The 24585-nt window shown below is 72.6% G+C and carries 26 protein-coding genes; 14 read left to right on the top strand and 12 right to left on the bottom strand.

From position 1 onward, the window contains the following. Nucleotides 1-14: 14 nt before the first annotated feature. Together ACWEGE_RS33190 and ACWEGE_RS33195 are read right to left on the bottom strand one after the other, a co-directional pair. A complete protein-coding gene (locus tag ACWEGE_RS33190; RefSeq protein ID WP_449664409.1) occupies nucleotides 15-1838 on the bottom strand; it encodes a rhamnogalacturonan lyase in 1824 nt (607 codons plus the stop codon). 129 nt (nucleotides 1839-1967) lie between these two features. After that, nucleotides 1968-3077: a glycoside hydrolase family 53 protein gene (locus ACWEGE_RS33195; protein ID WP_449664410.1), complete on the bottom strand. Its 1110-nt coding sequence runs from the start codon at nucleotides 3075-3077 to the stop codon at nucleotides 1968-1970. Between the two features lie 275 nt (nucleotides 3078-3352). On the opposite strand from ACWEGE_RS33195, the gene ACWEGE_RS33200 reads away from it, so the two are divergent. From ACWEGE_RS33200 to ACWEGE_RS33210, 3 genes are all read left to right on the top strand, one after another. After that, nucleotides 3353-4321: a tetratricopeptide repeat protein gene (locus tag ACWEGE_RS33200; protein ID WP_449664411.1), complete on the top strand. Its 969-nt coding sequence runs from the start codon at nucleotides 3353-3355 to the stop codon at nucleotides 4319-4321. A gap of 102 nt (nucleotides 4322-4423) precedes the next feature. Beyond that, nucleotides 4424-4909: a pyridoxamine 5'-phosphate oxidase family protein gene (locus tag ACWEGE_RS33205; protein ID WP_449664412.1), complete on the top strand. Its 486-nt coding sequence runs from the start codon at nucleotides 4424-4426 to the stop codon at nucleotides 4907-4909. Nucleotides 4910-5006: 97 nt separating this feature from the next. Beyond that, the gene (locus ACWEGE_RS33210; protein ID WP_449664413.1) at nucleotides 5007-5381 is read left to right on the top strand and encodes an STAS domain-containing protein; all 375 of its coding nucleotides are present in this window, start codon (nucleotides 5007-5009) and stop codon (nucleotides 5379-5381) included. Here the strand turns inward: ACWEGE_RS33210 and ACWEGE_RS33215 are convergent. Then, nucleotides 5371-6375: a hypothetical protein gene (locus tag ACWEGE_RS33215; RefSeq protein ID WP_449664414.1), complete on the bottom strand. Its 1005-nt coding sequence runs from the start codon at nucleotides 6373-6375 to the stop codon at nucleotides 5371-5373. The genes ACWEGE_RS33210 and ACWEGE_RS33215 overlap by 11 nt on opposite strands. Before the next feature lie 55 nt (nucleotides 6376-6430). Between ACWEGE_RS33215 and ACWEGE_RS33220 the strand changes: the two genes are divergently transcribed. The 4 genes from ACWEGE_RS33220 to ACWEGE_RS33235 are packed head-to-tail and all read left to right on the top strand — an operon-like array spanning nucleotide 6431 to nucleotide 9525. Beyond that, nucleotides 6431-7102 carry a TetR/AcrR family transcriptional regulator gene (locus ACWEGE_RS33220; RefSeq protein WP_449664415.1) on the top strand — a complete coding sequence of 224 codons (672 nt, stop codon included), beginning with the start codon at nucleotides 6431-6433 and terminating at the stop codon, nucleotides 7100-7102. A gap of 52 nt (nucleotides 7103-7154) precedes the next feature. After that, nucleotides 7155-7955: an alpha/beta fold hydrolase gene (locus tag ACWEGE_RS33225; protein ID WP_449664416.1), complete on the top strand. Its 801-nt coding sequence runs from the start codon at nucleotides 7155-7157 to the stop codon at nucleotides 7953-7955. Next, nucleotides 7955-9184, top strand: coding sequence for a SpoIIE family protein phosphatase (locus ACWEGE_RS33230; RefSeq protein WP_449664417.1), 1230 nt, complete (start codon nucleotides 7955-7957; stop codon nucleotides 9182-9184). Before ACWEGE_RS33225 ends, ACWEGE_RS33230 begins: the two co-directional genes overlap by 1 nt. After that, nucleotides 9181-9525 (top strand): STAS domain-containing protein, encoded by a 345-nt coding sequence (locus tag ACWEGE_RS33235; protein ID WP_449664418.1) that lies wholly within the window; start codon nucleotides 9181-9183, stop codon nucleotides 9523-9525. Before ACWEGE_RS33230 ends, ACWEGE_RS33235 begins: the two co-directional genes overlap by 4 nt. Here the strand turns inward: ACWEGE_RS33235 and ACWEGE_RS33240 are convergent. Next, the gene (locus ACWEGE_RS33240; RefSeq protein ID WP_449664419.1) at nucleotides 9515-10408 is read right to left on the bottom strand and encodes a LysR family transcriptional regulator; all 894 of its coding nucleotides are present in this window, start codon (nucleotides 10406-10408) and stop codon (nucleotides 9515-9517) included. The two genes, ACWEGE_RS33235 and ACWEGE_RS33240, sit on opposite strands and share 11 nt — an antisense overlap. 72 nt (nucleotides 10409-10480) lie before the next feature. On the opposite strand from ACWEGE_RS33240, the gene dapA reads away from it, so the two are divergent. From dapA to glmS, 3 genes are all read left to right on the top strand, one after another. Continuing rightward, nucleotides 10481-11329, top strand: coding sequence for a 4-hydroxy-tetrahydrodipicolinate synthase (gene dapA, locus ACWEGE_RS33245; RefSeq protein WP_449664420.1), 849 nt, complete (start codon nucleotides 10481-10483; stop codon nucleotides 11327-11329). Between the two features lie 153 nt (nucleotides 11330-11482). Continuing rightward, nucleotides 11483-11755 carry a hypothetical protein gene (locus ACWEGE_RS33250; protein WP_449664421.1) on the top strand — a complete coding sequence of 91 codons (273 nt, stop codon included), beginning with the start codon at nucleotides 11483-11485 and terminating at the stop codon, nucleotides 11753-11755. 14 nt (nucleotides 11756-11769) lie between these two features. Next, complete coding sequence (gene glmS, locus ACWEGE_RS33255; protein WP_449664422.1) at nucleotides 11770-13593, top strand: glutamine--fructose-6-phosphate transaminase (isomerizing); 1824 nt, start codon at nucleotides 11770-11772, stop codon at nucleotides 13591-13593. Here glmS and ACWEGE_RS33260 read toward each other — a convergent pair. The 5 genes from ACWEGE_RS33260 to ACWEGE_RS33280 all read right to left on the bottom strand — a co-directional run bounded on the left by ACWEGE_RS33260 (nucleotide 13542) and on the right by ACWEGE_RS33280 (nucleotide 17303). Beyond that, nucleotides 13542-14723, bottom strand: coding sequence for an NAD(P)/FAD-dependent oxidoreductase (locus ACWEGE_RS33260; protein ID WP_449664423.1), 1182 nt, complete (start codon nucleotides 14721-14723; stop codon nucleotides 13542-13544). The genes glmS and ACWEGE_RS33260 overlap by 52 nt on opposite strands. Beyond that, nucleotides 14720-14920, bottom strand: coding sequence for a ferredoxin (locus tag ACWEGE_RS33265; RefSeq protein WP_449664424.1), 201 nt, complete (start codon nucleotides 14918-14920; stop codon nucleotides 14720-14722). The genes ACWEGE_RS33260 and ACWEGE_RS33265 overlap by 4 nt, the downstream gene beginning before the upstream one ends. Before the next feature lie 53 nt (nucleotides 14921-14973). After that, entirely contained in the window at nucleotides 14974-16182 is a 1209-nt protein-coding gene (locus ACWEGE_RS33270) for a cytochrome P450 (protein ID WP_449664425.1), read from the bottom strand. 117 nt (nucleotides 16183-16299) lie between these two features. Next, nucleotides 16300-16734: a pyridoxamine 5'-phosphate oxidase family protein gene (locus tag ACWEGE_RS33275; RefSeq protein WP_449664426.1), complete on the bottom strand. Its 435-nt coding sequence runs from the start codon at nucleotides 16732-16734 to the stop codon at nucleotides 16300-16302. After that, nucleotides 16731-17303, bottom strand: a complete 573-nt coding sequence (locus ACWEGE_RS33280) for a TetR/AcrR family transcriptional regulator (RefSeq protein WP_449664427.1) — start codon at nucleotides 17301-17303, stop codon at nucleotides 16731-16733. The genes ACWEGE_RS33275 and ACWEGE_RS33280 overlap by 4 nt, the downstream gene beginning before the upstream one ends. A gap of 87 nt (nucleotides 17304-17390) precedes the next feature. Here ACWEGE_RS33280 and ACWEGE_RS33285 point away from each other — a divergent pair, with 87 nt between their 5' ends. Continuing rightward, on the top strand, nucleotides 17391-18413 hold the full coding sequence (locus ACWEGE_RS33285) for an aldo/keto reductase (protein WP_449664428.1): 1023 nt from the start codon (nucleotides 17391-17393) through the stop codon (nucleotides 18411-18413). Further along, nucleotides 18410-19267 carry an LLM class flavin-dependent oxidoreductase gene (locus ACWEGE_RS33290; protein WP_449664429.1) on the top strand — a complete coding sequence of 286 codons (858 nt, stop codon included), beginning with the start codon at nucleotides 18410-18412 and terminating at the stop codon, nucleotides 19265-19267. The genes ACWEGE_RS33285 and ACWEGE_RS33290 overlap by 4 nt, the downstream gene beginning before the upstream one ends. A 43-nt stretch (nucleotides 19268-19310) precedes the next feature. Here ACWEGE_RS33290 and ACWEGE_RS33295 read toward each other — a convergent pair whose 3' ends face one another. Next, the gene (locus ACWEGE_RS33295; protein WP_449664430.1) at nucleotides 19311-20036 is read right to left on the bottom strand and encodes an SDR family oxidoreductase; all 726 of its coding nucleotides are present in this window, start codon (nucleotides 20034-20036) and stop codon (nucleotides 19311-19313) included. A 95-nt stretch (nucleotides 20037-20131) separates the two neighbouring features. On the opposite strand from ACWEGE_RS33295, the gene ACWEGE_RS33300 reads away from it, so the two are divergent. Then, a complete protein-coding gene (locus ACWEGE_RS33300; protein WP_449664431.1) occupies nucleotides 20132-20968 on the top strand; it encodes a LysR family transcriptional regulator in 837 nt (278 codons plus the stop codon). Nucleotides 20969-21070: 102 nt separating this feature from the next. On the opposite strand, the gene ACWEGE_RS33305 is transcribed toward ACWEGE_RS33300, so the two are convergent. Further along, nucleotides 21071-21487, bottom strand: a complete 417-nt coding sequence (locus ACWEGE_RS33305; RefSeq protein ID WP_449664432.1) for a MarR family winged helix-turn-helix transcriptional regulator — start codon at nucleotides 21485-21487, stop codon at nucleotides 21071-21073. Between the two features lie 53 nt (nucleotides 21488-21540). On the opposite strand from ACWEGE_RS33305, the gene ACWEGE_RS33310 reads away from it, so the two are divergent. Beyond that, nucleotides 21541-21942 (top strand): SRPBCC family protein, encoded by a 402-nt coding sequence (locus ACWEGE_RS33310; protein ID WP_449664433.1) that lies wholly within the window; start codon nucleotides 21541-21543, stop codon nucleotides 21940-21942. Nucleotides 21943-22421: 479 nt separating this feature from the next. On the opposite strand, the gene ACWEGE_RS33315 is transcribed toward ACWEGE_RS33310, so the two are convergent. Further along, nucleotides 22422-24452, bottom strand: a complete 2031-nt coding sequence (locus ACWEGE_RS33315; RefSeq protein ID WP_449664434.1) for a cellulose binding domain-containing protein — start codon at nucleotides 24450-24452, stop codon at nucleotides 22422-22424. Nucleotides 24453-24585: the final 133 nt, after the last annotated feature.

A 24585-nucleotide genomic window follows, 5' to 3' on the forward strand; every position in this document is an offset into this window, starting at 1 on the left:
CGGCCGGTTACCCGTCACCCCGCCAGCGCGAAACTCGGGTGCGGCGGCTGGTTGTAGGCGGTGTTCTGCCAGGCCACCGCCTCGCGGTACTGCCGGTCCTGCATCAGCGACACGTGCGAAATGCTCGTCGGGTCCGTGGTGGAGAAGATCCGCAGCGCCCGGTCGTCCGACGTCGGCCAGACGACCTCCTCGCGCCAGTCGCCGAACAGGTCGGCCTGCAGCGACGGCGTGCTCTTGGTGCCGTTGTTCGCGTGCACACCGGCGGCGGTCAGCAGCCGGGTGTCGCCGCCGGTGCCGTACTTGTCGATGTGCGTGCCGTCCAGCAGCTCGCGCTGGGCGTCGCCGTCCCACCAGATGACGAAGTTCGTCGACGACGGCTTGCGCCCGATGTTCTGGCCGCCGGTGTTCAGCAGCCCGGACACCGCGGACGACCACGACTCGGCGCCGGGACTGCCGGCGTAGACGTCGTCCGAGACCCCGCGCCCGTTGTCGCAGTTGCAGGAGGCGTTCTGCCAGATGATCTGCCCGGTTCTCGCGTCGGCCATCCAGGCGGCCGGTTTGGTCTTGTCCTCGTCCACCTTGAACTCCTCCAGCCCGGGCCGGCCCGGGATCAGGTCGCCGACGTGCATGGCGTCGCCGTGGCCGGTCCCGCTGTTCCACAGTGGACGGCCGGTGTCGTCGATCGCCATGGCCCCGAAGACGATCTCGTCGCGGCCGTCGCCGTCGGCGTCCGCGATGGCCAGCTGGTGGTTGCCCTGGCCGGTGTACTGGGCGCCGGCCGAGTTCGAGTCGAACTTCCAGCGCTCGGTCAGCGCGCCGCCGCGGAAGTCCCAGGCCGCGATCACCGTGCGCGTGTAGTAGCCGCGGCTCATGATCAGGCTCGGGTGGGAGCCGTCGAGGTAGGCCGTGCCGGCCAGGAAGCGGTCCACCCGGTTGCCGTAGCTGTCACCCCACGAGGACACCGTGCCGCGCGGCGGGTCGTAGTTCACCGTGGACACCGCGGCACCGGTCGCCCCGCCGAACACGGTGAGGAACTCGGGCCCGGACAGGACGTACCCGCTCGAGTTGCGGTAGTCGGCGCTCGCGTTGCCGATCACCTGGCCGGTGCCCGACCGGGTGCCGTCCGCGGTCTTCATCGCGACCTCGGCCTTGCCGTCGCCGTCGTAGTCGAAGACCTGGAACTGCGTGTAGTGCGCGCCGGCCCGGATGTTGCGGCCGAGGTCGATCCGCCAAAGGCGGGTGCCGTCGAGCCGGTAGGCGTCGACGTAGACGTTCCCGGTGTACCCGGACTGCGAGTTGTCCTTGGCGTTGGTCGGATCCCACTTCAGCACCAGCTCGTACTGGCCGTCGCCGTCCAGGTCACCGGCGCTGGCGTCGTTCGCGGTGTAGGTGTAGCTCTCGCCCGCCGGGGTGGTGCCCCCGGCGGGCGGCTGGATCGGCACGTCCCGGGTGTTCGCGGCGGCACCGCTGGTCAAGGTCATCGAGTCCGCCTCGGTGAAAACCGGCATCCGCTCGACGCCGCCGGACACCGCCCGCACGGTGTACCGGGCCCCCGCGGGCGCGCCCGCGTCCACGAAGCTCGTCGGCCCGCTGACCGGGCTCGCGGTCACCCGGGTGCCGTCGCGGTAGACGTTGAACGCCACCCCGGCCGGGTCGTCGGCCAGCAGCCGCCAGCCCACCGTGTTGCCCTGTGCCGTGTGGACGCTGACCACCCCGCGGTTCAGCTTGTCGACCTGCGCCGCGACCGGGGTGACCGCGCCGGTGGCCGGGGCGGGCACCAGTCCCGCCGCCAGCACACCCGCCGCGGCCACCACGAGCCGCCTGCCGAAGTCACGCATGGTTGCTCCGCTCCTGGATCGTCCTCAGTGGATGGTGGGCCGGCCTGCCGCGCCGGTGCCGTCGAGCGTGAACGCCGTCGGCCACGGGTTGGCGCACCTCTGGTTGGGAAAGCGGTTTCTCCGATTCGCTCAGGCGCGCCAGCGAACCTGCGGGTTGACCCGGCCGGAGCGGTCGAAGACGGCCTGGTTCTCCCAGCCGTTGCCCGAGCCGGCGATGTCGGCCGGGTCCCAGCCGTTGCCGTTCACCGCGTACCAGGTGGGTTCCCAGTAGAAGACGCCGATCGCGCCGGCCGCGCGGGCGGTGTCCTGGACCGCGGTGAAGTTCGCCGCCTGCCCGGCCGGGGTGGCCGGGTACCCGGCGCACGGCTGCGCGGCCGAGATGACGTTCGGCGTGCTGTCGTCGTCGGCCGTCGTGTACGGGTACGCCGTTTCGGCGAGGACCACCGGCTTGCCGTACCGCGACCGCACGTCGGACACCACGCCGGCCAGGTTCGCCGTCGTGCCGTGCCAGTAGCAGTAGTAGGACAGGCCGGTGATGTCCCACGGGACGCCTTGCGCACGGATGCCGTCGTAGAACCAGCGGGCGTGGGCGTCGCTGTCGGCGTCGGCGGTGTGGACGACCACCTGGGTGCCGCTGTTGCAGGCCTTGGTCGCGTTGTAGCCGGCCTTGAGCAGCAGGCCGAGGTTCGTGAAGTCGTTGCCGACGACTTTCCCGTCGTTCCACAGCATGCCGACGTTGATCTCGTTGCCGATCTGCACGCTGTCCGGCGTCGTGCCCTGGGCTTTGAGCCCCGAGCAGACGTCGTAGGTGTGGTCGTACACGTCGGTCTGCAGCCGGCCGATGGGGTGTGACGCCCAGGCGGCGGGCTTGGTCTGCGTGCCGGGATCGGCCCACGTGTCGGAGTAGTGGAAGTCGACCAGGAGCCGGAGCCCCCTGGCCTTCACCGCGCGGGCGTACTGCAGCACCTTGGCCTTGTTGTTGTAGCCGCTGCGCGGGTTGGTCCACACGCGCAGGCGCACGTAGTTGACCCCGGCCGCCTTGAGGATGTCGAGGGGGTCGCGCGCCACCCCGGCGGCGTCGGTGTACTTCGCGCCGAGGTCGAGCGCCCGCTGGGCGGTCGAGACGTCCGCGCCCAGCACGCTGAGGGAGCCGGCGGCCGACGCCGCCGGGACGGGCCGGGCGATGGTCACCAGGGCCAGGGCCACCGTGGCGAGACGGGCAGTGCGGGACACGGTCATCCGATCTCCTTCGATCGAGTGGTCGAGGTCGTTCGACGAGCCCGCGGTCTTGGACCGGCCCAAGCACGGTAGAACCGCGCGCGGCGGCCCGTCAACCAGCGGAGATGCCGCGGGAGCGCGCGAAACTTTCGGCTCGGTCGAACGGGGGCAGCCGTTCGACCGATCAGGGAGAAAGCGCTTACTCAGGGCCACCGGTTTCCACCGGGGCCGTCCTGGGTACCTCCCCTGCGCCGGCAACGGACCATACGTGCGTGCACGCTGCGCGAGGTGAGGTCATGGTGACGACGACGGGTGACGGTTTTCCGCTTCCGATCAGCATCGAAGACACCGACGTCGCGCAGCTGGAAGCGGCCGTCGGGACCTTGCGGGCGCTGGACTACCGGCAGGGCGGCGGGTTCTGCCGGGACGCCGTCCGGGTGGTCAAGACGGCGAGCCTGCTGCTGCACTGGGGCACGGTCCCGGATCCGTTGCGGGGCAGGCTGCACACGGTGGTGGCCGACGTGCACAACCTGCTCGGCTGGACCGAATTCGACACCGGCCGCGACGAGCAGGCGCGCCGCCGGTTCGAGCGCGCGCTCGAAATCGCGGCGGAAGCGGGCAACGACAGCCTGGTGGCGAACATCCGCTACCGGCTCGGCCGCGTGCACCTGCACCGCCACGACGTCGACGGCGCGCTGGCCGAGTTCGCCCGCGGCCGGGTGGCCGCGCGGCGTTCGGATTCCCGCCGGGCACTGGCGATCCTCGCGGCGAACGAGGCGTGGGCGTTCGCGATGGGCGGCGACGAACGCGCCGCGCTGACCCGGCTGGCGGAGGCCGAAGCGGCGTTCACGGAAGCGGGGTCGTGGCCGGAGCCGAGGCCGTGGGAGGCGTTCTTCCGCGAGACGGACATGGCGGCGATGCGCGGCACCGTCCTGACCGAACTGGCCACCGCGGTGGCGGCCCGGCACAGCGGCGAAGCCGTCACCCGGCTGACCGAAGCGGCGGACCGCTACGGCGCCGACATGGCCCGCAGCCGGTCGTTGACGCTGATCATGCTGGCCCAGAACCACGCGCTCCGCGGCGATTTCGAGGAGGCCACCCGGGTCGGCGGGGAAGCGGTCGACCTGGCGGGTCAGGTGAGCTCGGTCCGCCCGAAGGACCGGCTGGCCCCGCTGGAGCGCCTGCTCGCCCGGCACCCGGGCGACGCGGAGGTGCGACGGCTCGCCGACCGGATCAGGCGCTACCGGGCCAAGCCCCTGACCTGACCGGCGCGGAGCCTTTCTCCGCCGCGTCCTTGCGGACGGCCAGGGCTTCCGGTTCACTCCGAGGCACAGCCGCAGTTCGGACTGTCTCACGGAGGAGCACGGGTGAAGCAGCGCGCGCAGGTCGTCATGTCCGCGGACGAGGTCGGCCGGTTCCTCGACGAGCAACGCGTCGCGACCCTCGCCACCCTCGGCCCGTCGGGCCAGCCGCACCTGGTCGCGATGTGGTACGCCGTGCTCGACGGCGTGCTGTGGTTCGAAACCAAGGCCAAGTCGCAGAAGGCCACCAACCTGCGCCGCGACCCCCGCGTCACCGTGATGGTCGAAACCGGCGACACCTACGACGCGCTGCGCGGGGTCGCCCTCGAAGGCCGGGCCACGATCGTCGACGACCCGGACGCGCTGTGGGCCGTCGGCGTCAACCTCTGGGAGCGGTACAACGGCCCGTACAGCGAAGAGGTCCGGCCGATGGTCGAGTTCATGCTCACCAAGCGGGTCGCCGTCCGCCTCGACGTCGACCGGACGCGGTCGTGGGACCACCGCAAGCTCGGCCTGCCCGCGATGCCGCTCGGGGGCACCACCGCCCGGTGACCCGATCGGGTCGTTTCCGGATGTTTCGCCGCCGGAGCGCCGGGGTATCACCCATCCGGCGTGGACCGGAGAAGGGAACCCAGCATGCAGACCAGGGGTGAGCGTGACCGCTGACGGCCACCAGGTCCGGCCTCAGGACCTCCTGCGCGTGATGGCCCACCACTCCGGCGGCGCGGTCGTGCTGGCGGTGGCGGGCGAGGTCGACCTGCTCAGTGCCTCCCTGCTCGGCGAAGGCATCACCAGCGCCCTCGCCGGCGCGCCGGACCTGCTGGTGATCGATCTGTCCGAAGTGTCCTTCCTCGCCTCCATCGGCATCACGGCCCTGCTCGAGGCGCGCCGCGAGGCAGGCACCGGCACCCGGGTCCGGGTGGTCGCCCCCGAAGCCGGCGTGGTCAACCGCACCCTCCGGCTGACCGGCCTGCACGAGGCGCTGGCCGTCGCGGGCACCCGGGACGAAGCGCTCAACGGCTGAACCGGGCCGCGAGGGTGCGGAAGACCTCCTTCGGCTCCCACGCCAAACCCGGGTACGCCGTCCCGCTCTGTCCGTCGAGGACCTTGACGACGCCGTAGCTCGCCAGGTCGAGGTCGCGCCGCGGCCCGGGACGGGCGGGGCATTCGTAGCCGGCGAAGGTGAACCAGAACGCGCCGTGCACCCCTTCGGCCTCGAAGACGTCCATCAGCTCGGTGAAGTACGCCGCCTGGCCGGCTTCGTCGCGGACGTAGTCGCCGTTCAGCTCGCGCGGGTCGGACTCGAAGTCGACGATCGTCCACCCCGTCCCGCCCGCGTCGGCCGCGCCCCGGTGGGTGCAGCAGCCGAATTCCGTGACGACCAGCGGCTTCCCGTGGCCCAGGTGGTCCCGGACGTGCCGGGCGAAGTCGGCCGCGTTGTCCGCCGAGCGGTACAGGTTGACGGAGGCGAAGTCGAAGCCCGCCCAGTCGATCTCTTCCCAGTGCCCGGCCGCGTAGGTGAGCTTGCCGCCGAAGTGCCGCCGCGCGGCCGCGGCGAGGTCCCCCAGCACGGTGCCGAAGTCCCACTCGTGGGTGAACCCGGCCCAGGCCTCGGGATCCGCCGCGTTGCGCAGCCGGTCGAACAGGAAGGCGCCGGGCACGAAGCCGGTGCAGAACAGCGACATCTCGCAGCCGAGCACGAGCACGGTTTCCGGGTCGCGCGCCCGGATCTCCTCCGCCCGGCGGGCGCAGTCCGCGAAGTAGGGCGTCAGCTGCGGCGGGGCGAGGTCCATCGGGAACGGCGAAAACCACACCCGCAGCCCGGCGTCGACGGCGGCGTGCGCGGCCACGACGAGGCGGTCCGGGTCGTCGCCGCTGATGCGGACCGCGTCGCAGTGCAGGTCCGCGGCGATGATCTCCAGTTCCCGCCGCACGACCGCGGGCTCGAACCCCCGGCGCGACCGGTCCCCGACGGCGCCGCCGAAGCCGGTGTCGTAGTTGATCCCCCTGAGCCGCATGCGCCCTCCTCGGAATGTACGACGTACACTTGAATGTACGCTGTACACTCCGGGCATGCCACCCCCCTTGATCTGGCACCACCCGGAGCCCCCGGGCCGGAAGAACGCGCTCACCCGCGCCGCGGTCGTGCGCACGGCCATCGAGGTCGCCGACACCGGCGGGGTCGCCGCGTTGACCATGCGGGCGGTGGCCGACGCGCTGGGCGTGTCGACGCCGATGTCGCTGTACCGGTACGTCCTGAACAAGGACGGCCTCGTCGACCTGATGCTCGACGAGGTGTCGGCCGAGGTCTCGGTGCCCCCCGCCCCCGGCGCGGATTGGCGCGCCGACCTGCGCGGGCTCGCGACCAGCCTGTGGGCGATGATCGGCAGGCACCGCTGGTACGCCGAGCTCGTCGACGGCCGGCCGCCGTTCGGCCCCCGGACACTCCGCCGGGCCGCCTTCCTGCTGAGCGTCCTCGACGGCGCGGGCCTGACGCCCGCCGTCACCTACGCCTCCCTTCTGGACAACTACGTCACCGGCACGGCGATGAGCGTCAGCCGGGAACTGGTGATGCTCGAGCGGTTCGCCATCGGCTCGGCGGACGACCTGCAGGCGTACGCGGCCGAAATGGCCGACGACTCGCTCGCCGCGTGGCTCCCGGACATGCCGGAGCTGACCGCGGATTCCCGCTTCGAGCTCGGCCTCGACTGCCTGCTCGACGGCTTCGCCCAGCGGCGCCGCTGAGCCCGCCCCGCTCAGCCCGCGTGGCCGCGGGGTCGGTGGCAGGATGTGCGCGGTGAGCATGCGCGCCAGGAACAACGTGACCGTCACCGGCCGGGAAGACGGGCCCACCCTCCTGCTCGCGCACGGCTTCGGCTGCGACCAGAACCTGTGGCGCCTGCTCGTCCCGGAGCTCGCCGGCCGCTACCGGGTCGTGCTGTTCGACCACACCGGTGCCGGGCGTTCGGACCGGTCCGCCTGGACCCCCGAGCGCTACGGCAGCCTCGACGGCTACGCCGACGACGTCCTGGCCCTCTGCCGCGAACTGGACCTGGCGGACGTCGTGCTGGTCGGCCACTCGGTCAGCGCGATGATCGCGGTGCTGGCCGCCAACCGGGAACCGGACCGGTTCGCCAAGCTCGTGCTGCTCACGCCGTCGCCGTGCTACCTCGACGAAGACGGCTACCGCGGCGGGTTCAGCCGGGCCGACATCGACGAGCTGCTGGCCGCGCTCGACGCCAACTACCTCGGCTGGTCGGCGACGATGGCGCCGGTGATCATGGGCAACCCGGACCGCCCGGAGCTGGGCGAGGAGCTGACGAACAGCTTCTGCCGCACCGATCCCGCGATCGCGCGCGTCTTCGCGCGCGTGACGTTCCTCTCCGACAACCGAGCCGATCTGGCGAAGGTCACCGTGCCGACGCTGGTGCTCGAGTGCGCGAACGACGCCATCGCGCCGCCCGAGGTCGGGCGGTTCACCCACGAGCAGATCGACGGCAGCACCCTGGTCACGCTGGCCGCGACCGGGCACTGCCCGCAGCTGAGCGCCCCGGAGGCGACGGCCGCGGCGATCACGGCGTTCGTGAGCGGGCCGTGATGTGCGAAGACCACCCCGGCCCGGGTGGTCAGGAGAGCGCCGCGCCGGAGTTCTCGGCCCTGCTGGAGGACAGCGTCGAAGACCTCTACGAGCACGCTCCCTGCGGATACCTCTCGACGCTGCTGGACGGCACGATCGCGAAGATCAACACGACGCTGCTCGGCTGGCTCGGCCACGCCCGCGAAGACGTCGTCGGACGGCGCCGGTTCGCCGATCTGCTCACCGTCGGCGGCCGGATCTACCACGAGACGCACTTCGCGCCGCTCCTGCGCATGCAGGGCGAGCTCGGCGGCGTCGCCTTCGAGCTGAAGGCCGCGGACGGGAGCCGGTTGCCGGTGCTGGTGACCTCGACGGTCAAGACCGGCACCGACGGGCAGCCGCAACTGATCCGCACCACGATCTTCGACGCGCGAGACCGGCGCGCCTACGAGCAGGAACTGCTGCGGGCGCGGGAAGAAGCCGAGCGCGAACGCGACCGGGTGCAGCGGCTCGCGCGGACGCTGCAGCAGACCCTGCTGCCGCCCGCGCTGGCCGAGGTGCCCGGCGTGCAGGTCGCGGCCTACTACCACCCCGCGTCGGCCGACGAGGTCGGCGGCGACTTCTACGACCTGTTCCCGCTGACCGGCGACACGTGGGGGTTCTTCCTCGGTGACGTCTCGGGGAAGGGCGCCGCCGCGGCCGTGGTGACGTCACTGGCGCGCTACACGCTGCGCGCCGCCGCCGTGCACGACCCGGACCCGGCCTCCGTGCTGGGCCGCCTCAACACGGTGCTGCACCACGAATACCGCGGCGCGGACCCGCGCTACTGCACGGTCATCCTGGGCCGCATCCGGCCCGGCGACGGCGGCGCGGCGGTCACCCTGGCCACCGGCGGCCACCCGCCCGCGCTGCTGATCCGCGCCGACGGCACGTCCGCGTTCCTGCCCGTCCCGGGTGGCCAGCTGGTGGGGGCGCTGCCCCGCGCCCGCTTCGCCACCGAGGACGTCTTCCTGGCCCCGGGCGACACCCTGCTGCTGTACACCGACGGGCTGACCGAAGCCCGCACGCAGGGTCGCGTCCGCTACAGCGAAGAGCAGCTGCGGGCGCACCTGACCGGCCTGGCCCCGACGACGGCGCCCGCGGTGGTCGCGGCGGTCACCGGCCTGCTCGCCGGCTTCGGCGACGGCGTCGACGACGACACGGCCCTGCTGGCGTTGAGCATCCCGCTTCCCGGAGGCGATCGACCTTGACCGGCACCCCGTTTTCCGTCACCACCCGCACCATCGGGACCGGCGCGGTGGTGACCGTCGCCGGGGAGCTCGACGTGGCTTCCGCCCCGCAGCTCCGCGCCGGCGTGGCCGAGGCCGTCCTGGCGGACGGGCACCTGCTGGTGGTGGACCTGGGCGCGGTGACGTTCTGCGACTCCAGCGGGATTTCCGCGCTGATCGCGGCCCGCAACGTCGCGGAGGCGGCCGGGGCGGGCATCGCGCTGGCGGCCGTCCCGGCCCGGCTGAGCCGCACCTTCGGGCTGATCGGGCTGGCGGGCTTCTTCCCGACCTACCCGAGCGCCGAAGACGCCTTCAGAGGCTGACGCCGGCTGCTCCCAGCTCGGCCAGCACGGCCCGGATCGCCGGGCTCGCCTCGGCACTGCGCCGCCACACCGCGTGGACCTCCCGCTTCGGCGGCCGCCGCAACGGCCGCGCGATCAGGTGCTCCCCCAGCGGCGGGCGGGCGAGGCGCGGGATCAGGGCCACCACCTGGCCCGAGGCCACCAGCGACAGCTGCGTCGCGAAGTCGTCGACCCGGTGGCGCACGTCGGGCTCGTCGGCGAACAACCGCCGGAACCACTGGTGGCACACCGTTCCCGGCGGGCTGGTCACCCACGCGTGCCCGGCCAGCGCCACCTCGTCCAGCGGTGTGCCGAGCCCGGCCAGCGGGTGCGTACGGCTCAGCACGACGTCGCCGACGTCCGTGTGCACCCACCGCCGCACCAGCGACGACGGCAGGGGCGCGGGCAGCAGCCCGTCGGCGTCGTGGACGAGCGCGAAGTCGGCCGTTCCCGCGGCGACGCTGCGCAGCGCCTCGCCGGGGTCCTGCTCGGTGAGCTCCAGCCGCAGCTCCGGGTACGCCAGCCGGGGAACGACCGGCGCGAGCAGGCCGCGGATCGCCGTCGAGAACGCCACCACCCGGAGCGTGCCGCGCGGCGCGCCCGCCGACACCGACTGGGCCGCTTCGGCGCACCGCTCCAGCGCCTGGAACACCTCCGGCGCCGAGTCGACGATCGCCTGACCGGCCGGGGTCAGCACCACCCCGCGGCCGGCCGGCGCCAGCACCGGGACGCCGACCTGCCGTTCCAGCCGCTTGATCTGCTGCGACACCGCCGACGCGGTGAACCCGAGCTCCTCGGCCGCCCGGGCCAGCGTGCCGAGCGCCGCCACCGAGCGCAACGCCCGCAGCGCACCCACCTCGATCATCAAGCCAGGCTACGCAATACTGCCAAAAAAGCATCGCTGGACCAGGGCAGTCACGCCCGGCACGGTCAGGGCATGACCGAATTCGGCACCAACCTCGTCGCGATGGTGACCCCCATGGCGCCCGGCGGCGCGCTCAGCGAACCCGGCCGCACCCGGCTCGTCGAGCACCTGCTGGCCACGGGCTGCGACGGCCTGGTCGTCGGCGGGACCACCGGCGAGTCGCCGACCCTGTCCGACGCCGAAGCCGCGGACCTGGTGCGCGCCGTGGCGACGCAGGTGGCGGGCCGGGCGCGGGTGATCGCCGGCGTCGGCACGTACGACACGGCCGCGAGCCTCCGCCGCGCCCGTGCGGCCGAGCTGGCCGGTGCCGACGCCCTACTGCTCGTCTGTCCCTACTACTCCCGGCCGACGCAGGCCGGCGTGCTCGCCCACTGCCTGGCCGTGGCGGACGCCACCGAGCTGCCGGTGATGCTCTACGACGTCCCCGCGCGCACCGGCGTCGCGCTGGCGCCGTCGACGCTGGTCGAACTGGCCGGGCATCCCCGGATCCGGGCGGTGAAGGACGCCAAGGGCGACCTGGCCGAGGCGATGACGGTCATGTCCCGGACGTCACTGGCGTACTACTGCGGCATCGACGAGCTCAACCTGCCGTACCTCGCCTGCGGCGCGGCGGGCCTGGTCAGCGTGGTGGCGAACGTGGCGGCCCGCCGCACGGCCGACCTGATCCGCGCGGTCCGCGACGGCGACCTCGCGCAGGCGCGGGCGATCAACGACGGCCTGCTCCCGGTGACGGACTCGATCACGGGCTCCGGCACGGGCGCGGCGAACGCCAAGGCCGCGTTGGCCGAGCTGGGCGTGCTCCCGCACGCGACGGTGCGGCTTCCGCTGGTCGAAGCCCGGCCGACCGGGTTCCGCCGCTGATCACGCGAGTTCCGGCCCCGATCACGCGAGTTCCGGGTCCGATCACGCGAGTTCCGGGTCCGATCACGCGAGTTCGGAGCGCGGAAACTGTCCAACCAAGTAGAACTTGCCCGATTCCGGGCAAGAATTTGGGACTCGGCGTACCCGCAGGGCATGATGGCCCGCGTGGAGGACACCGACATCGTCGAGCGCGTGGCCGCGTCCACCGGGCTGCCGCCCCGGGTAGCCGCCCGGGTGGTCGACGACGTCCTGGCCTTCTACCGGACTCCCACCGAGGACTACGTGCGCCGCCGGCACGCCGAGCTGCAGGCACAGGGCCGGAAGAACCCCGAGATCTTCCCCCTGATCGCCGCCGAGCTCCGCGGGCGGCTGGTGGCCCCGCCCGTCCTTTCCGCGCGGCAGCTGCGCCGCATCGTCTACGGCTAGGAAGAGGTCACCCCATGTGCGGGATCGTCGGCTACATCGGCGGCCAGAACGCCGCCCCCATCCTGATCGAGGGCCTGACCCGGCTCGAGTACCGCGGCTACGACTCCGCGGGCATCGCCGTCCTCGGCGCGAAAGGCGCCCCGCAGGTCCACCGCGTCGTCGGCCGGGTCCGCAACCTCGCCGCCGCGCTGCCGAAACGACTCGCCGGCAAGGCGGGCATCGGGCACACGCGCTGGGCCACGCACGGACCCGCGTCGGAGGCCAACGCCCACCCGCACACGTCGGAAGACGGCCGGATCTCCGTGGTCCACAACGGCATCATCGACAACGCCGACGCGTTGCGCGCCCAGCTCGCCGACGCCGGCGTCACCCTCACCTCCGAGACCGACACCGAGGTCCTCGCCCACCTGATCGCGCGCTCGGGCGCCGAAACCCTCGAAGACGCCGTCGTCGAGGCGGTCTCGCGGGTCACCGGCACGTACGCGATCGCCGTCACCGACAGCGCGCACCCGGACCGGCTGGTCATCGCGCGCAACGGCTCTCCGCTGATCATCGGCGTCGGCGAGCGGGAGATGTTCGTCGCCAGCGACCTCGCCGCGCTGGTGCGGCACACCTCACAGGTCGCGCACCTCGACGACGGCGAGTTCGCGACCGTCTTCGCCACCGGCTACCGCACCTTCACCGTCGACGAGAGCGACACCACCAAGCCCGCCACCGAGATCGACATCGACGCCGAGGACCTCGACCTGGGCGGCTACCCGCACTACATGGCCAAGGAGATCCAGGAGCAGCCGGAGTCCGTCGAGCGGATCATCCGCGGCCGCCTCGACGACCGGTTCGGCGTCGCCCGCCTGGACGGGCTCAACCTGACCCCGCGGGAGCTGCGGGGATTCGCCCGGGTGAAGATCCTCGGCTGCGGCTCCGCCTACTACGTCGGCCAGATCGGCGCGACGATGATCGAAGAGCTCGCCCGGATCCCGGCCGACGCCGAAGCCGCGTCGGAGTTCCGCTACCGCAACCCGATCATCGAGGCCGACACGCTCTACATCGCGGTGAGCCAGTCCGGCGAGACGATCGACACCGCCTTCGCCGTCGAAGAGATCAAGCGCAAGGGCGGCCGGGTGGTCGGCCTGGTCAACGTCGTCGGCTCGACGATCGCCCGCGCCTGCGAAGGCGGCGTCTACCTGCACGCCGGCCCGGAGATCGCGGTCGCCTCGACCAAGGCGCTGACCAACATGGCCGTCGGGTTCGCGCTGATCGCGCTGGCGCTCGGCCGGGTGCGCGACCTGTCCAACGCGGACGGTCAGCGGATCATCGACGCCATCCGCGCGCTGCCGGGCCAGATCAAGTCCATCCTGGACTTCGAGCCCGAGATCGCCGAGCACGCGAAGACCGTCGCCGCCGCGAAGAGCCTGTTCTTCGTCGGCCGCGTCCGCGGCTACCCGGTGGCCCGCGAAGGCGCACAGAAGTTCAAGGAGATCTCCTACCGCCACGCCGAGGCGTACCAGACGTCCGAGCTCAAGCACGGCCCGCTCGCCCTGATCGACGAGTCGCTCCCGACGGTCGCCGTCGTGCCGTCCGACGAGCTGACCGAGCGCAACCTGGCCGCGGTCCAGCAGATCAAGGCCCGCGGCGGCGCGGTGCTGGCGGTGACCCACGCGGACGTCGACTTCGGCGAACTCGACGTCCCGCGGATCGTGGTGCCCAGGACCGAGCCGGAGCTCGACCCGATCCTGCTGACCATCCCGCTGCAGCTGCTCGCCTACCACGCGGCGCTGACCCTGGGCTACGACATCGACAAGCCGCGCAACCTGGCCAAGTCCGTCACCGTGGAGTGAAGCCGGGCCTGCTTGGGCATGTTCCAGCCCAGCACCCCGGTCACGCGGCCGTTCTCGCGGTATTCGGCCACGAACCGGCCTTCGCGCGAGTCACCCTCCACAACGGACACATCGGCGTCCGCGGACAACGTGCCGTGCACGTGGATCCGCGCGTCGAACTGGTTGGTCCAGAAGTACGGCACCGGGGTGTACGGGCGGTCTTCGCCGAGGATGTTCCCGGCGACGGCGGCCGCCTGCTCGGTGGCGTTGGTCCGGTTTTCCAGCCGCAGCAGCGCGTCGAAGCCTTCGTGGTGCCAGCGGGCGACGTCGCCGGCCGCGTAGATCGCCTCCGCCGCCCGGCAGCGGGAGTCGCACACGACGCCGTTGTCGCAAAGCACGCCGCTGCCCGCCAGCCACTCCGTCGCCGGCGCCGCTCCGAAGGCGACCACGACGACGTCGGCGGGCAGGACCTCGCCGGTCGCCAGCCGTACGCCGGCGACCCGGCCGTCCTCCGCGGCCAGGCCGGTGACCGCGGAGCCGAGCCGCAGCTCGACGCCCCGGCTCGCGTGCAGCTCGGCGAGCAGCCCGGCCGCCAAGGGGCCGAGCTGGTAGGCCAGTGGCGCGGGCTGGGGGCCGGCCAGGGTGACCGGAACGCCGGCGGCGCACACGGTGGCGGCGATCTCCGCGCCGAGCACGCCGTCCCCGACGACCACGACCCGCATGCCCGGCGCGAGGTCCGCGCGCAGGGCTAGCGCGTCGTCGAGGGTGCGGAGCACGTGGACGCCGTCGAGGCCGTCCTGCCCGGGCAGGGTGCGCGGCCGCAGCCCGGTGGCGAGCACGACCGCGTCCGCGGTCAGGGTCCGCCCGGCGGCGGTGTGGACGGTCCGCGCGGCAGCGTCCAGCCGCACCGCCGGGTCGCCGAGCACGAACTGGATGTCCAATGCGGACAGTGCGGCAGCCGTGCGCAGCTGCGTTCGCTCGGGCGTCCAGCTGCCGCCGAGGACCTGCTTGGACAGCGGTGGCCGGTCGTACGGCAGGTGCGGCTCGGCGCCCAGCACGGTGACCCGGCCCGCGTACCCCTTGCGGCGCAGGGCTTCCACGGTCGCGAGCCCGGCGGCCGAGGCGCCGACGACCAGGACCTCGCCGATCACCCCTCCTCGCCGACCGAGATCGCGACGCCCGGGCACACGCTCGCCGCCTCGCGGACAACTCCGTGCAGCGCTTCGGCGGGGTGCTCGTCGAGCAGGACGACGATGCCGTCGTCGTCCCGCTGGTCGAACACGTCCGGGGCGAGCATGACGCAGGTGCCGGCGCCGCAGCACTTGGCTTCGTCCACGGTGACCTTCATGGCGGTTCCTTTCGCTGGAGTTGTTCGATGACCGGCACCACGGGAACCGCGCGTCACCAGCGGACGGGCAGTTCCCGCAGGCCGCCGACCGCGAGGCCCTCGATCCGGCGCAGCTCGTCCGCCGGGACCGCGAGCTCCAGCGACGGCAGCTTGCGCAGCAGCACCTCCAGCACCACCTGCAGCTCGGTGCGCGCCAGCGGCTGCCCGAGGCACGCGTGCGCGCCGGCACCGAAGGCCAGGTGCGGGTTCGGGCTGCGGCTCAGGTCCATCGCCGCGGCGTTCCCGAAGGCGTCCTCGTCGCGGTTGGCCGCGGCCATGCTGCACATCGCCGTGGTGCCCGCGGGCAGCACCGTGCCGCCGACCTCGACGTCCTCGGTCAGGTAGCGCTGCATGCCCACGCCCGCGTTGGCGTCCGCCCGCAGTGCCTCCTCGACCGCCGTGCGCACCAGGGCCGGGTCGGCCAGCAGCTGCTCCCAGCGGCCGCGGTCGGCCAGCAGCATCGCCACCATCTTGGCGATCATGTTCGCGGTGGTCTCGTGCCCGGCGATGAGCAGGCCGATGCCGGTGGCGGCCAGCTTCGCGTCGGACCAGTCCGCGCCGTCGGCGATCAACGCGCTGAGGATGTCCTCACCCGGTTCGGCCCGCTTGGCCGCGAGGTGCCCGCCCATGTACCGGCCGAACTCGGCCTGCGCCGCGTCGAACTCGGCCTGCGTGTAGCGGGTCATGCTGAGCATGACGTCCGACCAGTGGGCGAACCGGTCGCGGTCGGTGTCCGGCACGCCGAGCATGTCGCAGATGACCCAGACCGGCAGCGGGAACGCGAGCCCCGCCTTGAGGTCGCCGGGCGCGCCCTTCGCCACCAGTTCGTCGATGAGCCGCTCGGCCATCGCCGCCATGCCGGGCCGCAGCGCGGTCATCCGCTTGGCGGTGAACCACTTGCCGATCATGCGTCGCCACGTCAGGTGGTCTTCGCCGTGCTGCGGCAGCACGGACGCCATCTCGCTGTTGAACACCCCGCCCGACTCGGTGTCGGCGACGCGGGCCGCGTTGTCCGCGGGTGTCGGCCGGGTGAACCGCGGGTCGGACAGGACCGTCTTGACGTCGTCGTAGCGGGTGATCAGCGCGGCTTCGTCCCCGCTGGCCAGCGCGACCCGCGCGACCGGGCACTTCTCGCGGAACTCGGCCCACTCGGCAGGCGGCTCCAGCGCGGTGGCGGCCTCGAAGGGGAACCGCGGCAGCGAATCGGTGTCACTTGGCGTCATCACGGGCCTCTCGTCGGTGGATGTCCCCGGTCCCGAGGATGGCCACCGCCCCCGATTAAGTCAAGCAGTTGACTTAATCAACGACGACGAGCATGTGCCGATCCGGTCGAACCGGGCTTATTCGCGCTCGACCTTGCGCAGCCCGCCCGAAGGCGTCCACCACTCGACGACCAGCAAGGTCGCGGCCTCGTTCAGGTGGGTGTGCACGACCTCGGCGACGTCGGCGACGAACCGCTCGCCGTCCTCGGTGCGCACGCGGCCGGCGATCTTCGCCTCGCCCGGCCACCGCGCCTCCTCGCCCTGGACCGGGTCGACCGTCGCGCTGTGCAGCGCGAACCGCGGGTCCCGCCGCAGGTCCGCACCCTTGCGCGCGCCCGGCATCGACCCGAAGGCCAGCTCGCCGTCCTCGAAGACCGTCTCGATCCCCGAGATCCGCGGCGAACCGTCCGCCCGCAGAGTCGCGATCGTCTTGTGCTTGTGCGCGTCGAACAACGCCCGCACCCGCCGCGCGAACTCCGGTTCGGCCGCCTCGAACTCCCGCCACGCCGTCATGCGCCCATGGTCCCGCACCGCAGCCCCGCGACGAGGAGCTTCACCATCCCCCGCGCGTCGTAGCGGGGGTCGTCCGCGCCGACGCAGAGGTTGCCGACCCCGCGCATGAGGTTCAGGGGCGCCACCTCGGCCCGGATTTCACCGGCCGCGGCCGCCGCGTCGAGCAGCTCGGCGCACACCGGCACCAGCCGGTCCAGGAAATACGCGTGCAGCGACTCGAAGCCGGCGTTGTCGGACTGGAGCACCCCGGCGAGCCCATGCTTGGTGACCAGGAAGTCGACGAACAGGTCGATCCACTGCGCCAGCGCGGCGTACGGCGATTCGCTCGCGGCCAGCAGGGCCGGCCCCGCCTCGGCGCAGGCCTCCACCTGGTGGCGGAAGACGGCGATGATCAGGTCCGCCCGCGTCGGGAAGTGGCGGTAGATCGTGCCCATCCCGACCCCGGCCTTCGCCGCGATGTCGCGCACCGGCGCGTCCACGCCGGACGCGACGAAGACCGCGGCCGCCGCGTCGAGCAGCGCCTTCTCGTTGCGCCGGGCATCCGCCCGCTTGGGTTTGCGCTCGCCCACCGGCCCTCCTTGCTAAGCGGAGCAATGTTCCGTATTGTTAGCGGAGCAACGTTCCGTTTGCCCATCCTCTCACGGAGGCACCCTTCCATGCAGTACCGCACCTTGGGCCGCACCGGCGTCCAAGTCAGCACCCTCGCGCTCGGCGCGATGAACTTCGGCGCCATCGGGAACACCACCCAGGACGAGGCCACCGCCATCGTCGACGCCGCCATCGAGGCCGGGATCAACCTGATCGACACGGCCGACATGTACAGCCAAGGCGAGTCGGAGGTGATGGTCGGCAAGGCGATCGCCGGCCGCCGCGACGACCTCGTGCTGGCCACGAAGGCGACCATGCCGATGGGCGAAGAGCGCAACCACCGCGGCAACTCGCGCCGCTGGCTGGTCCGCGCGCTCGAAGACAGCCTCCGCCGCCTCGACGTCGACCACGTCGACCTCTACCAGATCCACCGCTGGGACCCCGCCACGAGCGACGAGGAAGCGCTTTCCGCGCTGACCGACCTGCAGCGGGCGGGCAAGATCCGGTACTTCGGGTCGTCGACGTTCCCGGCGTACCGCATCGTGCAGGCGCAGTGGGCCGCGCGCGAGCACCACCTCGGCCGGTACGTCACCGAGCAGCCGAGTTACTCGATCCTGCAGCGCGGCATCGAAGCCCACGTGCTGCCGGTGACCGAGGAGTACGGCATGGGCGTGCTGGCCTGGAGCCCGCTGGCGTCGGGCTGGCTGTCGGGCGCGATCCGCGCGGGCCAGGACATCGCCACCAACCGGGTGAAGGTCCTGCCGCAGCGCTTCGACCTCGGCCTGCCCGGCAACCGGGCCCGGCTCGACGCCGTCGAGCAGCTGGCCAAGCTCGCCGACGCCGCCGGCCTCACCCTGATCCAGCTCGCGCTCGGCTTCGTCACCGGGCACCCCGGCGTGACCAGCGCGCTGATCGGCCCGCGGACGCTCGACCACCTGCGTTCCCAGCTCGCGGCCGCCGAAACCGTGCTGCCCGCCGACGTCCTCGACGAGATCGACAGCGTCGTCGCGCCCGGTACCGACCTGGCGCCGGACGAGAAGTTCGACACCCCGCCGTCGCTGCTCGACCCGGCCCTGCGGCGGCGCCGATGAGCTTCGGCATCATCACCCCGCCCCAGCAGGTCGGTTACGACGAGATCCGGCGCGTCTGGCGGGAAGCCGACACCGTGCCGGAGATCGAGCACGCGTGGCTGTTCGACCACCTGATGCCGATCGCGGGCGACCCGGGCGGGCCGATCCTCGAAGGCTGGACGCTGCTTTCGGCGCTGGCGGCGCAGACTTCGCGGCTGCGCATCGGGCTGCTGGTCACCAGCAACCGGTTCCGGCCGCCGGCGGTGCTGGCGAAGATCGCCACGACCGTCGACATCGTTTCCGGCGGACGGCTCGACTTCGGCATCGGCGCCGGATCCCGGCCCAGCCACCCACTGGCCCGGCGGGAGTACGACGGGCACGGCCTGCCCTACCACGACCAGGCCGACGCGGTCGCGGCGCTGGCGGAGGCCTGCACGGTGATCCGTCGCTTGTGGACCGATCCGGAGCCGTTCGACTTCGCGGGTGAGCACGTTTCCCTGACCGGAGCGTTCGGGAACCCGAAGCCGGTCCAGCGGCCGCACCCGCCGATCGTGATCGGCGGCCGGGCGAGCGCGACCCTGCGCGTGGTGGCCGAGCACGCCGACGTGTGGAACATCCCGGGCGGCGGCGACATCGCGGACCTGGCCGGGCGAAGCCGGTTGCTGGACAAGTACTGCACGGAGATCGGGCGCGACCCGGCGGAGATCGAGCGGTCGATCTTCCTGCCGGTGGACTACGAGCGGCCGGGGGTGACGCGGGGCAAGATCGCCGAGGCGGCGGACGCGGGGTTCGGGCACTTCGTGCTCGGGCTGACGAACCCGTACCCGGAGGGGGTTGCGGAGTGGGTGGCGGAGGAGCTGATCCGCCGGGCGTGAGCGGCCCACGAGGTCTCCGGCGCACCGGAGACCTCGTGGCGGCTCACCAGGGCACTTCCCCGTCGTCGTCGAACAGCCCTCCGGTCGGGCCGTCGTCCGGCAGCGTGGCGAGCCGGATGGCGGTCCGGGCGCCTTCCGCGGGCGTGCTGGTTCCGTGGAAGCCGTTGAGGTCGGTCGCCACGTAGCCGGGGCAGGCGCAGTTGATCTTGACGGAGGTGCCGGCCAGTTCCTTGGCGTACTGGACGGTGACCGCGTTGAGGAAGGTCTTCGACGGCGAGTAGGCGCCGCTCACCCCGCCGAGATCGACACCCGGGGTGGTCTGCAGGGTCAGCGAAGCGACGTGGCTGGACTGGTTGACGATCCGCGGCCGGCCGGAGCGGCGCAGCAGCGGCAGCATCGCGTTGGTGACCCGGACCACGCCGATCACGTTGGTCTCCACCACGGCCCGCAGGCCGTCCGGCGTGACGGTGGTGGGCTCCTCCGGCCACGCCCCCGCGATGCCGGCGTTGTTGACCAGCACGTCGAGCCGCCCCGCGCGTTCCTCGAGCGCGGCGGCGGCCGCCGCGACGCTCGCGTCGTCGGTCACGTCGAGCGGGACCCCGAACGCGTCGGCGCCGGCCGCGCGAAGCTTCGCCACGGCGTCCTCCCGGCGCTGCGGGTGCCGGGACCCGATGCCGACGCTCCAGCCCAGCGCGCCGAGGCCGGCCGCGATCTCGAATCCGATTCCCTTGTTCGCACCGGTGACCAGTGCGATCGTTCGTTCACTCACGTCATCGATCGTGGCGGCGCACGGCTGGGGAACCAACACCACCCGAGCCGCGCATCGATACCCGGACGACATCGATCGGGGGTTACCCTGGCCGGGTGGAGACGCGGGAGCTGCAGTGCTTCGTCGCGGTCGCCGAGGAGCTGCACTTCGGCCGGGCCGCCCAGCGGCTGGGCATCGCCCAGCCGCCGTTGTCGCGGACGATCGCCCGGCTGGAGCGACGGCTCGGCGTCGTCCTGCTGGAACGCACCAGCCGCAAGGTCTCGCTCACCGACGCGGGGGCGGTGCTGCTGGCCGAAGGCCGCGCCGTGCTCGGCGCGCTGGCCACGGCCGAACGGCGAACCCGGCGGGCGGCCGCGAGCCGGCCCTCGCTAGTCCTGGCCACGAAGGCCGGCGCCTCCCCCGAACTGCTGGCGAAACTGCTCGACGCGTACGCCGCCGAGCCGGGTGCGGCCGCCGTCGACCTGCTGCTCTGCGAAAGCCGGCCCCAGCAGGCGCTGCACGACGGCCGGGCCGACGTGGCGCTGCTGCACCTGCCCTTCGACCCGGTGGCCGGGCTCGACACCGAAGTGCTGCACACCGAGGGGCAGGTCGCGATCCTGCCCAGCGGGCATCCGCTCGGGGCCCGGTCCGGGGTCCGGCTCGCGGAGGTCGGTTCCCTGCCGGACCTCCCCCCGGCGCGCTGGCCCGGCCCCGGCGGCCGCTACCCCGAGGGGCCCGGCGCGGAAGTGCGCAACCTGACGCAGCTGTTCCAGCTGATCGCGCTCGGCCGCACCACGGTGGTCATGCCCGAGTCCAGCGGCGCCGGCCTGCCCGAAGGCCTGGTCGCCGTGCCGGTACTGGACGCCCCGCCCGTGACGACGGTCATCGCCTGGCCACCGCACAGCCGTTCCCGGGCACTCGCGGACCTGGTCCGAGCGGCCACCCGCCGCTGAGCAACCCGGTTGCCACCGGGCTGCGCCGGTCAATCTGCGTTGGCCAGCCAGGCGAGGGCCGAACGCAGCAACCGCCGGGCTCGGGGCACCACGCCCCGCCGGTCAGTCCGCGTTCGCCAGCCGAGCAAGGGCCGACCGCAGCAGCCGCCGGGCCTCCGGGGGCAGGCCCGCCAGCTTGCGCTCCTCCACCTCCCGGATCGCGGCCCGGACCGCCGCATGCCGGCGGGTTCCTTCCGGCGTCAACCGGACCACGCGGGCTCTGCGGTCGGCCGGGTCCGGCTCGCGGGCCACCAGCCCCGCCGCCTCGAGCGCGTCCAGCAGCGCGATCAACCGGGTCTTGTCGTAGCGGATCTGCTGGGCCAGCACCAGCTGGCTCGGGGCCGCCCCGGGGGCCAGGGCCGACAGCACGACGTACTGCCACATCGAGAGGCCGTGGCGGTCCAGCACCGGCCGCTCGGCTTCGGCCAGGTTGCGGCCCGCGCCGGCGCAGAGGGCCGCCAGATCGTCGTCCTCGTTCACCGGCAGGATTTTACGCTTCGACAAATCATACGCAGGTGCGTATCGTTTTGCTCATGACTCTGGGACGTGCCGAAACCCGAACCATCTCCGTCGCCGCCCCGCCCGCGCGGGTCGTCGAATACCTCGCCGATCCGCGCCGCTTCCCGGAGTGGGCGCCGGGGTTCGCCACCGAGGTCGACCACGACCACGACGACATCTGGCGCGTCCAGACCGAAAGCGGCCCGCGCCGGGTCGCCGTCCGGGTCGCGGCCGAGCACGGCGTCGTCGACGTCGTCAGCGCGGACGCCCCGAACCTGGGCCTGTTCACCCGCGCGGTGCCCAACCTGACCGGCACCGAGCTGATCTTCAGCCTGTTCTTCCCCGGCGACACCGACCCGGCGGCGGTGGCCGCCCAGATGGCGGTCGTCGGGGAGGAGCTGCGAGCCGTCCGCGAGCACGTCGAGGGCGGCCGGTGAACCGGGCCACCCGCTCCCTCGGCGACCGCTCGGCCCCGGCCCGCTGTGGGCCCGCACCCTGCGAGCCCGGCGGCAACGCGGACGCCCGGACAGCGCCCGCCCTCCCAGGGGGTCCGTCCCCGCTCCAGCGTATCGGGACCAGCTGACAAAAAGCCGCCCGAAGCCGCCGTTCGAGCCGCCTTGTCCACAGCCCCGGCAGGTTGTGGACAGGGAGACACCGAGGCGTCCCGGCCCAACGCGACCCGGCTCAACGCGACCCGGCTCGACAACCAGCTCGGCCGTCTGCGCCCCGGCGCTGGGTCCGCGACGACGCCGTCCGCGCGGCGCAGCCGGGCCTGACCGACCTGCCAAAAATTCAAGCACCACACGAGGTCGAACCGCCACGAACGGCGATCCCGGCGACGGCCCGCCCTTCCTCCCCACCGGCCCGCAACGCCACCGATGAGAACGCCACCGATGAGGAGGAAGGGCCCCGAAGGTCAGCCCACCGAGCAGAGGACGCCGTTCAACCTGAACGCCGCCGGGAAGATGTTCGGCCCGCTGTAGTCGGCCGTGAACCCGACGTCCACCCCGGCCGCCGGCGGGGCCGACGACGAGACCGTCACCGTCGTCCCGTTCTGCGCCCACGTCCCGCTCCAGCCGCCGGTGAGCTTCTGCCGCGCGGTCGGCCAGTTGAACGTCAGTGTCCAGTCCCCCGTCACGCCGGTCGCCGTGACGTGGATGCCGCCGACGAACCCGCTCGCCCAGTCGGTCACGTCGGTCATCCGGACCGTGCAGCTGCTCGCCGACGGCGCGCCGGTGGTCAGCGTCAGCGGCGGGGAGGCCGCGGACACGTTCCCGGCCGTGTCGCGCGCCAGCACGTTGACCGTGTACCGGCTGCCCGGCACCAGGTTCCCCACGTCGAACGACGTTCCGGTCGTCTCACCCCACTGCTCGCTCACCGCACCCAGCTGCCGGTACACCTCGTACTTCGCGATCGGGTGGGCGCCGGGCGCGGCCGCCGGCCAGCTGATCGTCGCCGTGCGGTCGGTCGCCGTGCCGGCCGGCTGCCCCGGGGTCCCCGGGCCGGCGGGCGCGGTCGCGGGGTGCAGCACCACCGTGGTGAGCGAATACGGCGGCAGCGTCTGGGAAGTGCTCGTCCCGGTCACCGCATCCGAAACCGCCGTGGCCCCGTTGGTGAGGGTGTACACCCGCGGCGCACCCGCGGCCGGCGCGTAGCCCGCGTAGTCCAGCGTCACCGCCCTGGCCTGGTCGGGGTCCTTGTTGAGCAGCAGCACGGCGAGGTCGCCGTTCGGCCGCCGCACGGCGTGCGCGCCGACGAGCGGGTCGTCCGCGGCGGCCCGGACGAACTGGTCGCCGGGGTGCGCGAACGTGCTCAGCATCTTCAGGCCGTAGTAGGGCGCGAACGGGGTGTTGAGCGGCGGTTCGCAGACGCCGTCGTCCAGGCAGGTGCCGCTGGAGAGGATGCCGCCGTCGCCGTAGTCCGGGTATCCGGCCACAGTGGACAGTTTCGTGGGCCCGTTGTGCGTGTCCCACCAGTCGATCGTGAACACGCCGTTCGCCAGCAGCGAGCTGTAGGTGTCGGCGGCGAACAGGGCGCCCGGCTGGGTGTTCACGCCGACCGGCGTGTTGGTTTCGGTCATCGAGATGCCGATCCGGCCGGAGTCCGGGCCCGCGTACCGGGCGATCTGCTCGCGCGTCAGGTAGATCATGTCGTCGATCTGCTCCGGCTTCGCCAGCGCTTCCGCCGCCGTCGAGCCGGTCGGGTACCAGTGCAGGATGACGAAGTCGATGTGCGGGCCCGCGATCGAGAGCACCGTCTGGTTCCAGCTCGCGGTGTCGCCGGAGCCGACGATGGCGTCCGGCCAGTTCGCCGGGGTGGTCAGCACGGCGCCGATCTTGACGCCGGGGTCGGCGGCCTTCATCGCGTCGGCGTAGGCGACGACGCCGTTGGCGTACCCGGTCGGGCTCTTGTCCGCGTGGTTGTCGGCTTCCCAGTTCGCCCCGTAGTGCCCGTTGCCGTAGAGCTCGTTGCCGATTTCCCAGTACTTGACGCCGTAGCCCTTGGTCACGTTGGCGTACCGCACCCAGTCCGCGGCTTCCTCCGGTGTGCCGGTGCCGTAGTTGGCGATGATGATCGGCTGGGCACCGGCTCTTCGCACGCCGCCCATGAAAGTGTCGAAATCGGTGTTCGGCGCCACGTAGCCACCCGGCGCGGTGTTGTCCTTCCAGTGGTAGATGTCGCCGTAGGACCCGCCGGGGTACCGCATGGTGCGGACGCCGGCGGCGCCGAACAGGTCGGCCACCTCGTCGGTGCCCAGCTGGCTGTCCCAGACCGCGTGGTTGATGCCGATCCCGGTGTCCGGCATGGTCGCCAGCCCGGCTCGGGCGTTGACGGTGACGGTGGCCGTGGGCGTGGTCGCCGCCCCGGCGGTCCCGGCCGCCGGGATCGCCGCCGCGAGCACGGCGATCACCGGCCACGCTGCCCAGCGCAGACGTCGAGCTGTCATGAAGGTCCATCCTCACTCGTCGGGCACGAACGGATGACTGGGAGCGCTCTCAGGAGAGAACCACCGGGTGTCGCGGAAGTCAACGGAAGCCATCGAATTTTGAGGAACGATTGTTCTTGACCGATCGTTCCTC

The sequence above is a fragment of the Amycolatopsis sp. NPDC004747 genome (genome assembly GCF_053601335.1).

Excerpts from the sequence above, each read along its gene's own strand:
- ACWEGE_RS33250 (WP_449664421.1), top strand. The coding sequence starts at position 11,483 with ATGATGGCCCGCGTGGAGGACACCGACATCGTCGAGCGCGTGGCCGCG.
- ACWEGE_RS33265 (WP_449664424.1), bottom strand. The coding sequence starts at position 14,920 with ATGAAGGTCACCGTGGACGAAGCCAAGTGCTGCGGCGCCGGCACCTGC.
- ACWEGE_RS33310 (WP_449664433.1), top strand. The coding sequence starts at position 21,541 with ATGACTCTGGGACGTGCCGAAACCCGAACCATCTCCGTCGCCGCCCCG.
- ACWEGE_RS33215 (WP_449664414.1), bottom strand. The coding sequence starts at position 6,375 with ATGCGGCTCAGGGGGATCAACTACGACACCGGCTTCGGCGGCGCCGTC.
- ACWEGE_RS33285 (WP_449664428.1), top strand. The coding sequence starts at position 17,391 with ATGCAGTACCGCACCTTGGGCCGCACCGGCGTCCAAGTCAGCACCCTC.
- glmS (WP_449664422.1), top strand. The coding sequence starts at position 11,770 with ATGTGCGGGATCGTCGGCTACATCGGCGGCCAGAACGCCGCCCCCATC.
- ACWEGE_RS33315 (WP_449664434.1), bottom strand. The coding sequence starts at position 24,452 with ATGACAGCTCGACGTCTGCGCTGGGCAGCGTGGCCGGTGATCGCCGTG.
- ACWEGE_RS33190 (WP_449664409.1), bottom strand. The coding sequence starts at position 1,838 with ATGCGTGACTTCGGCAGGCGGCTCGTGGTGGCCGCGGCGGGTGTGCTG.
- ACWEGE_RS33290 (WP_449664429.1), top strand. The coding sequence starts at position 18,410 with ATGAGCTTCGGCATCATCACCCCGCCCCAGCAGGTCGGTTACGACGAG.
- ACWEGE_RS33230 (WP_449664417.1), top strand. The coding sequence starts at position 7,955 with ATGTGCGAAGACCACCCCGGCCCGGGTGGTCAGGAGAGCGCCGCGCCG.
- ACWEGE_RS33195 (WP_449664410.1), bottom strand. The coding sequence starts at position 3,077 with ATGACCGTGTCCCGCACTGCCCGTCTCGCCACGGTGGCCCTGGCCCTG.
- ACWEGE_RS33220 (WP_449664415.1), top strand. The coding sequence starts at position 6,431 with ATGCCACCCCCCTTGATCTGGCACCACCCGGAGCCCCCGGGCCGGAAG.
- ACWEGE_RS33270 (WP_449664425.1), bottom strand. The coding sequence starts at position 16,182 with ATGACGCCAAGTGACACCGATTCGCTGCCGCGGTTCCCCTTCGAGGCC.
- ACWEGE_RS33240 (WP_449664419.1), bottom strand. The coding sequence starts at position 10,408 with ATGATCGAGGTGGGTGCGCTGCGGGCGTTGCGCTCGGTGGCGGCGCTC.
- ACWEGE_RS33275 (WP_449664426.1), bottom strand. The coding sequence starts at position 16,734 with ATGACGGCGTGGCGGGAGTTCGAGGCGGCCGAACCGGAGTTCGCGCGG.
- ACWEGE_RS33200 (WP_449664411.1), top strand. The coding sequence starts at position 3,353 with ATGGTGACGACGACGGGTGACGGTTTTCCGCTTCCGATCAGCATCGAA.
- dapA (WP_449664420.1), top strand. The coding sequence starts at position 10,481 with ATGACCGAATTCGGCACCAACCTCGTCGCGATGGTGACCCCCATGGCG.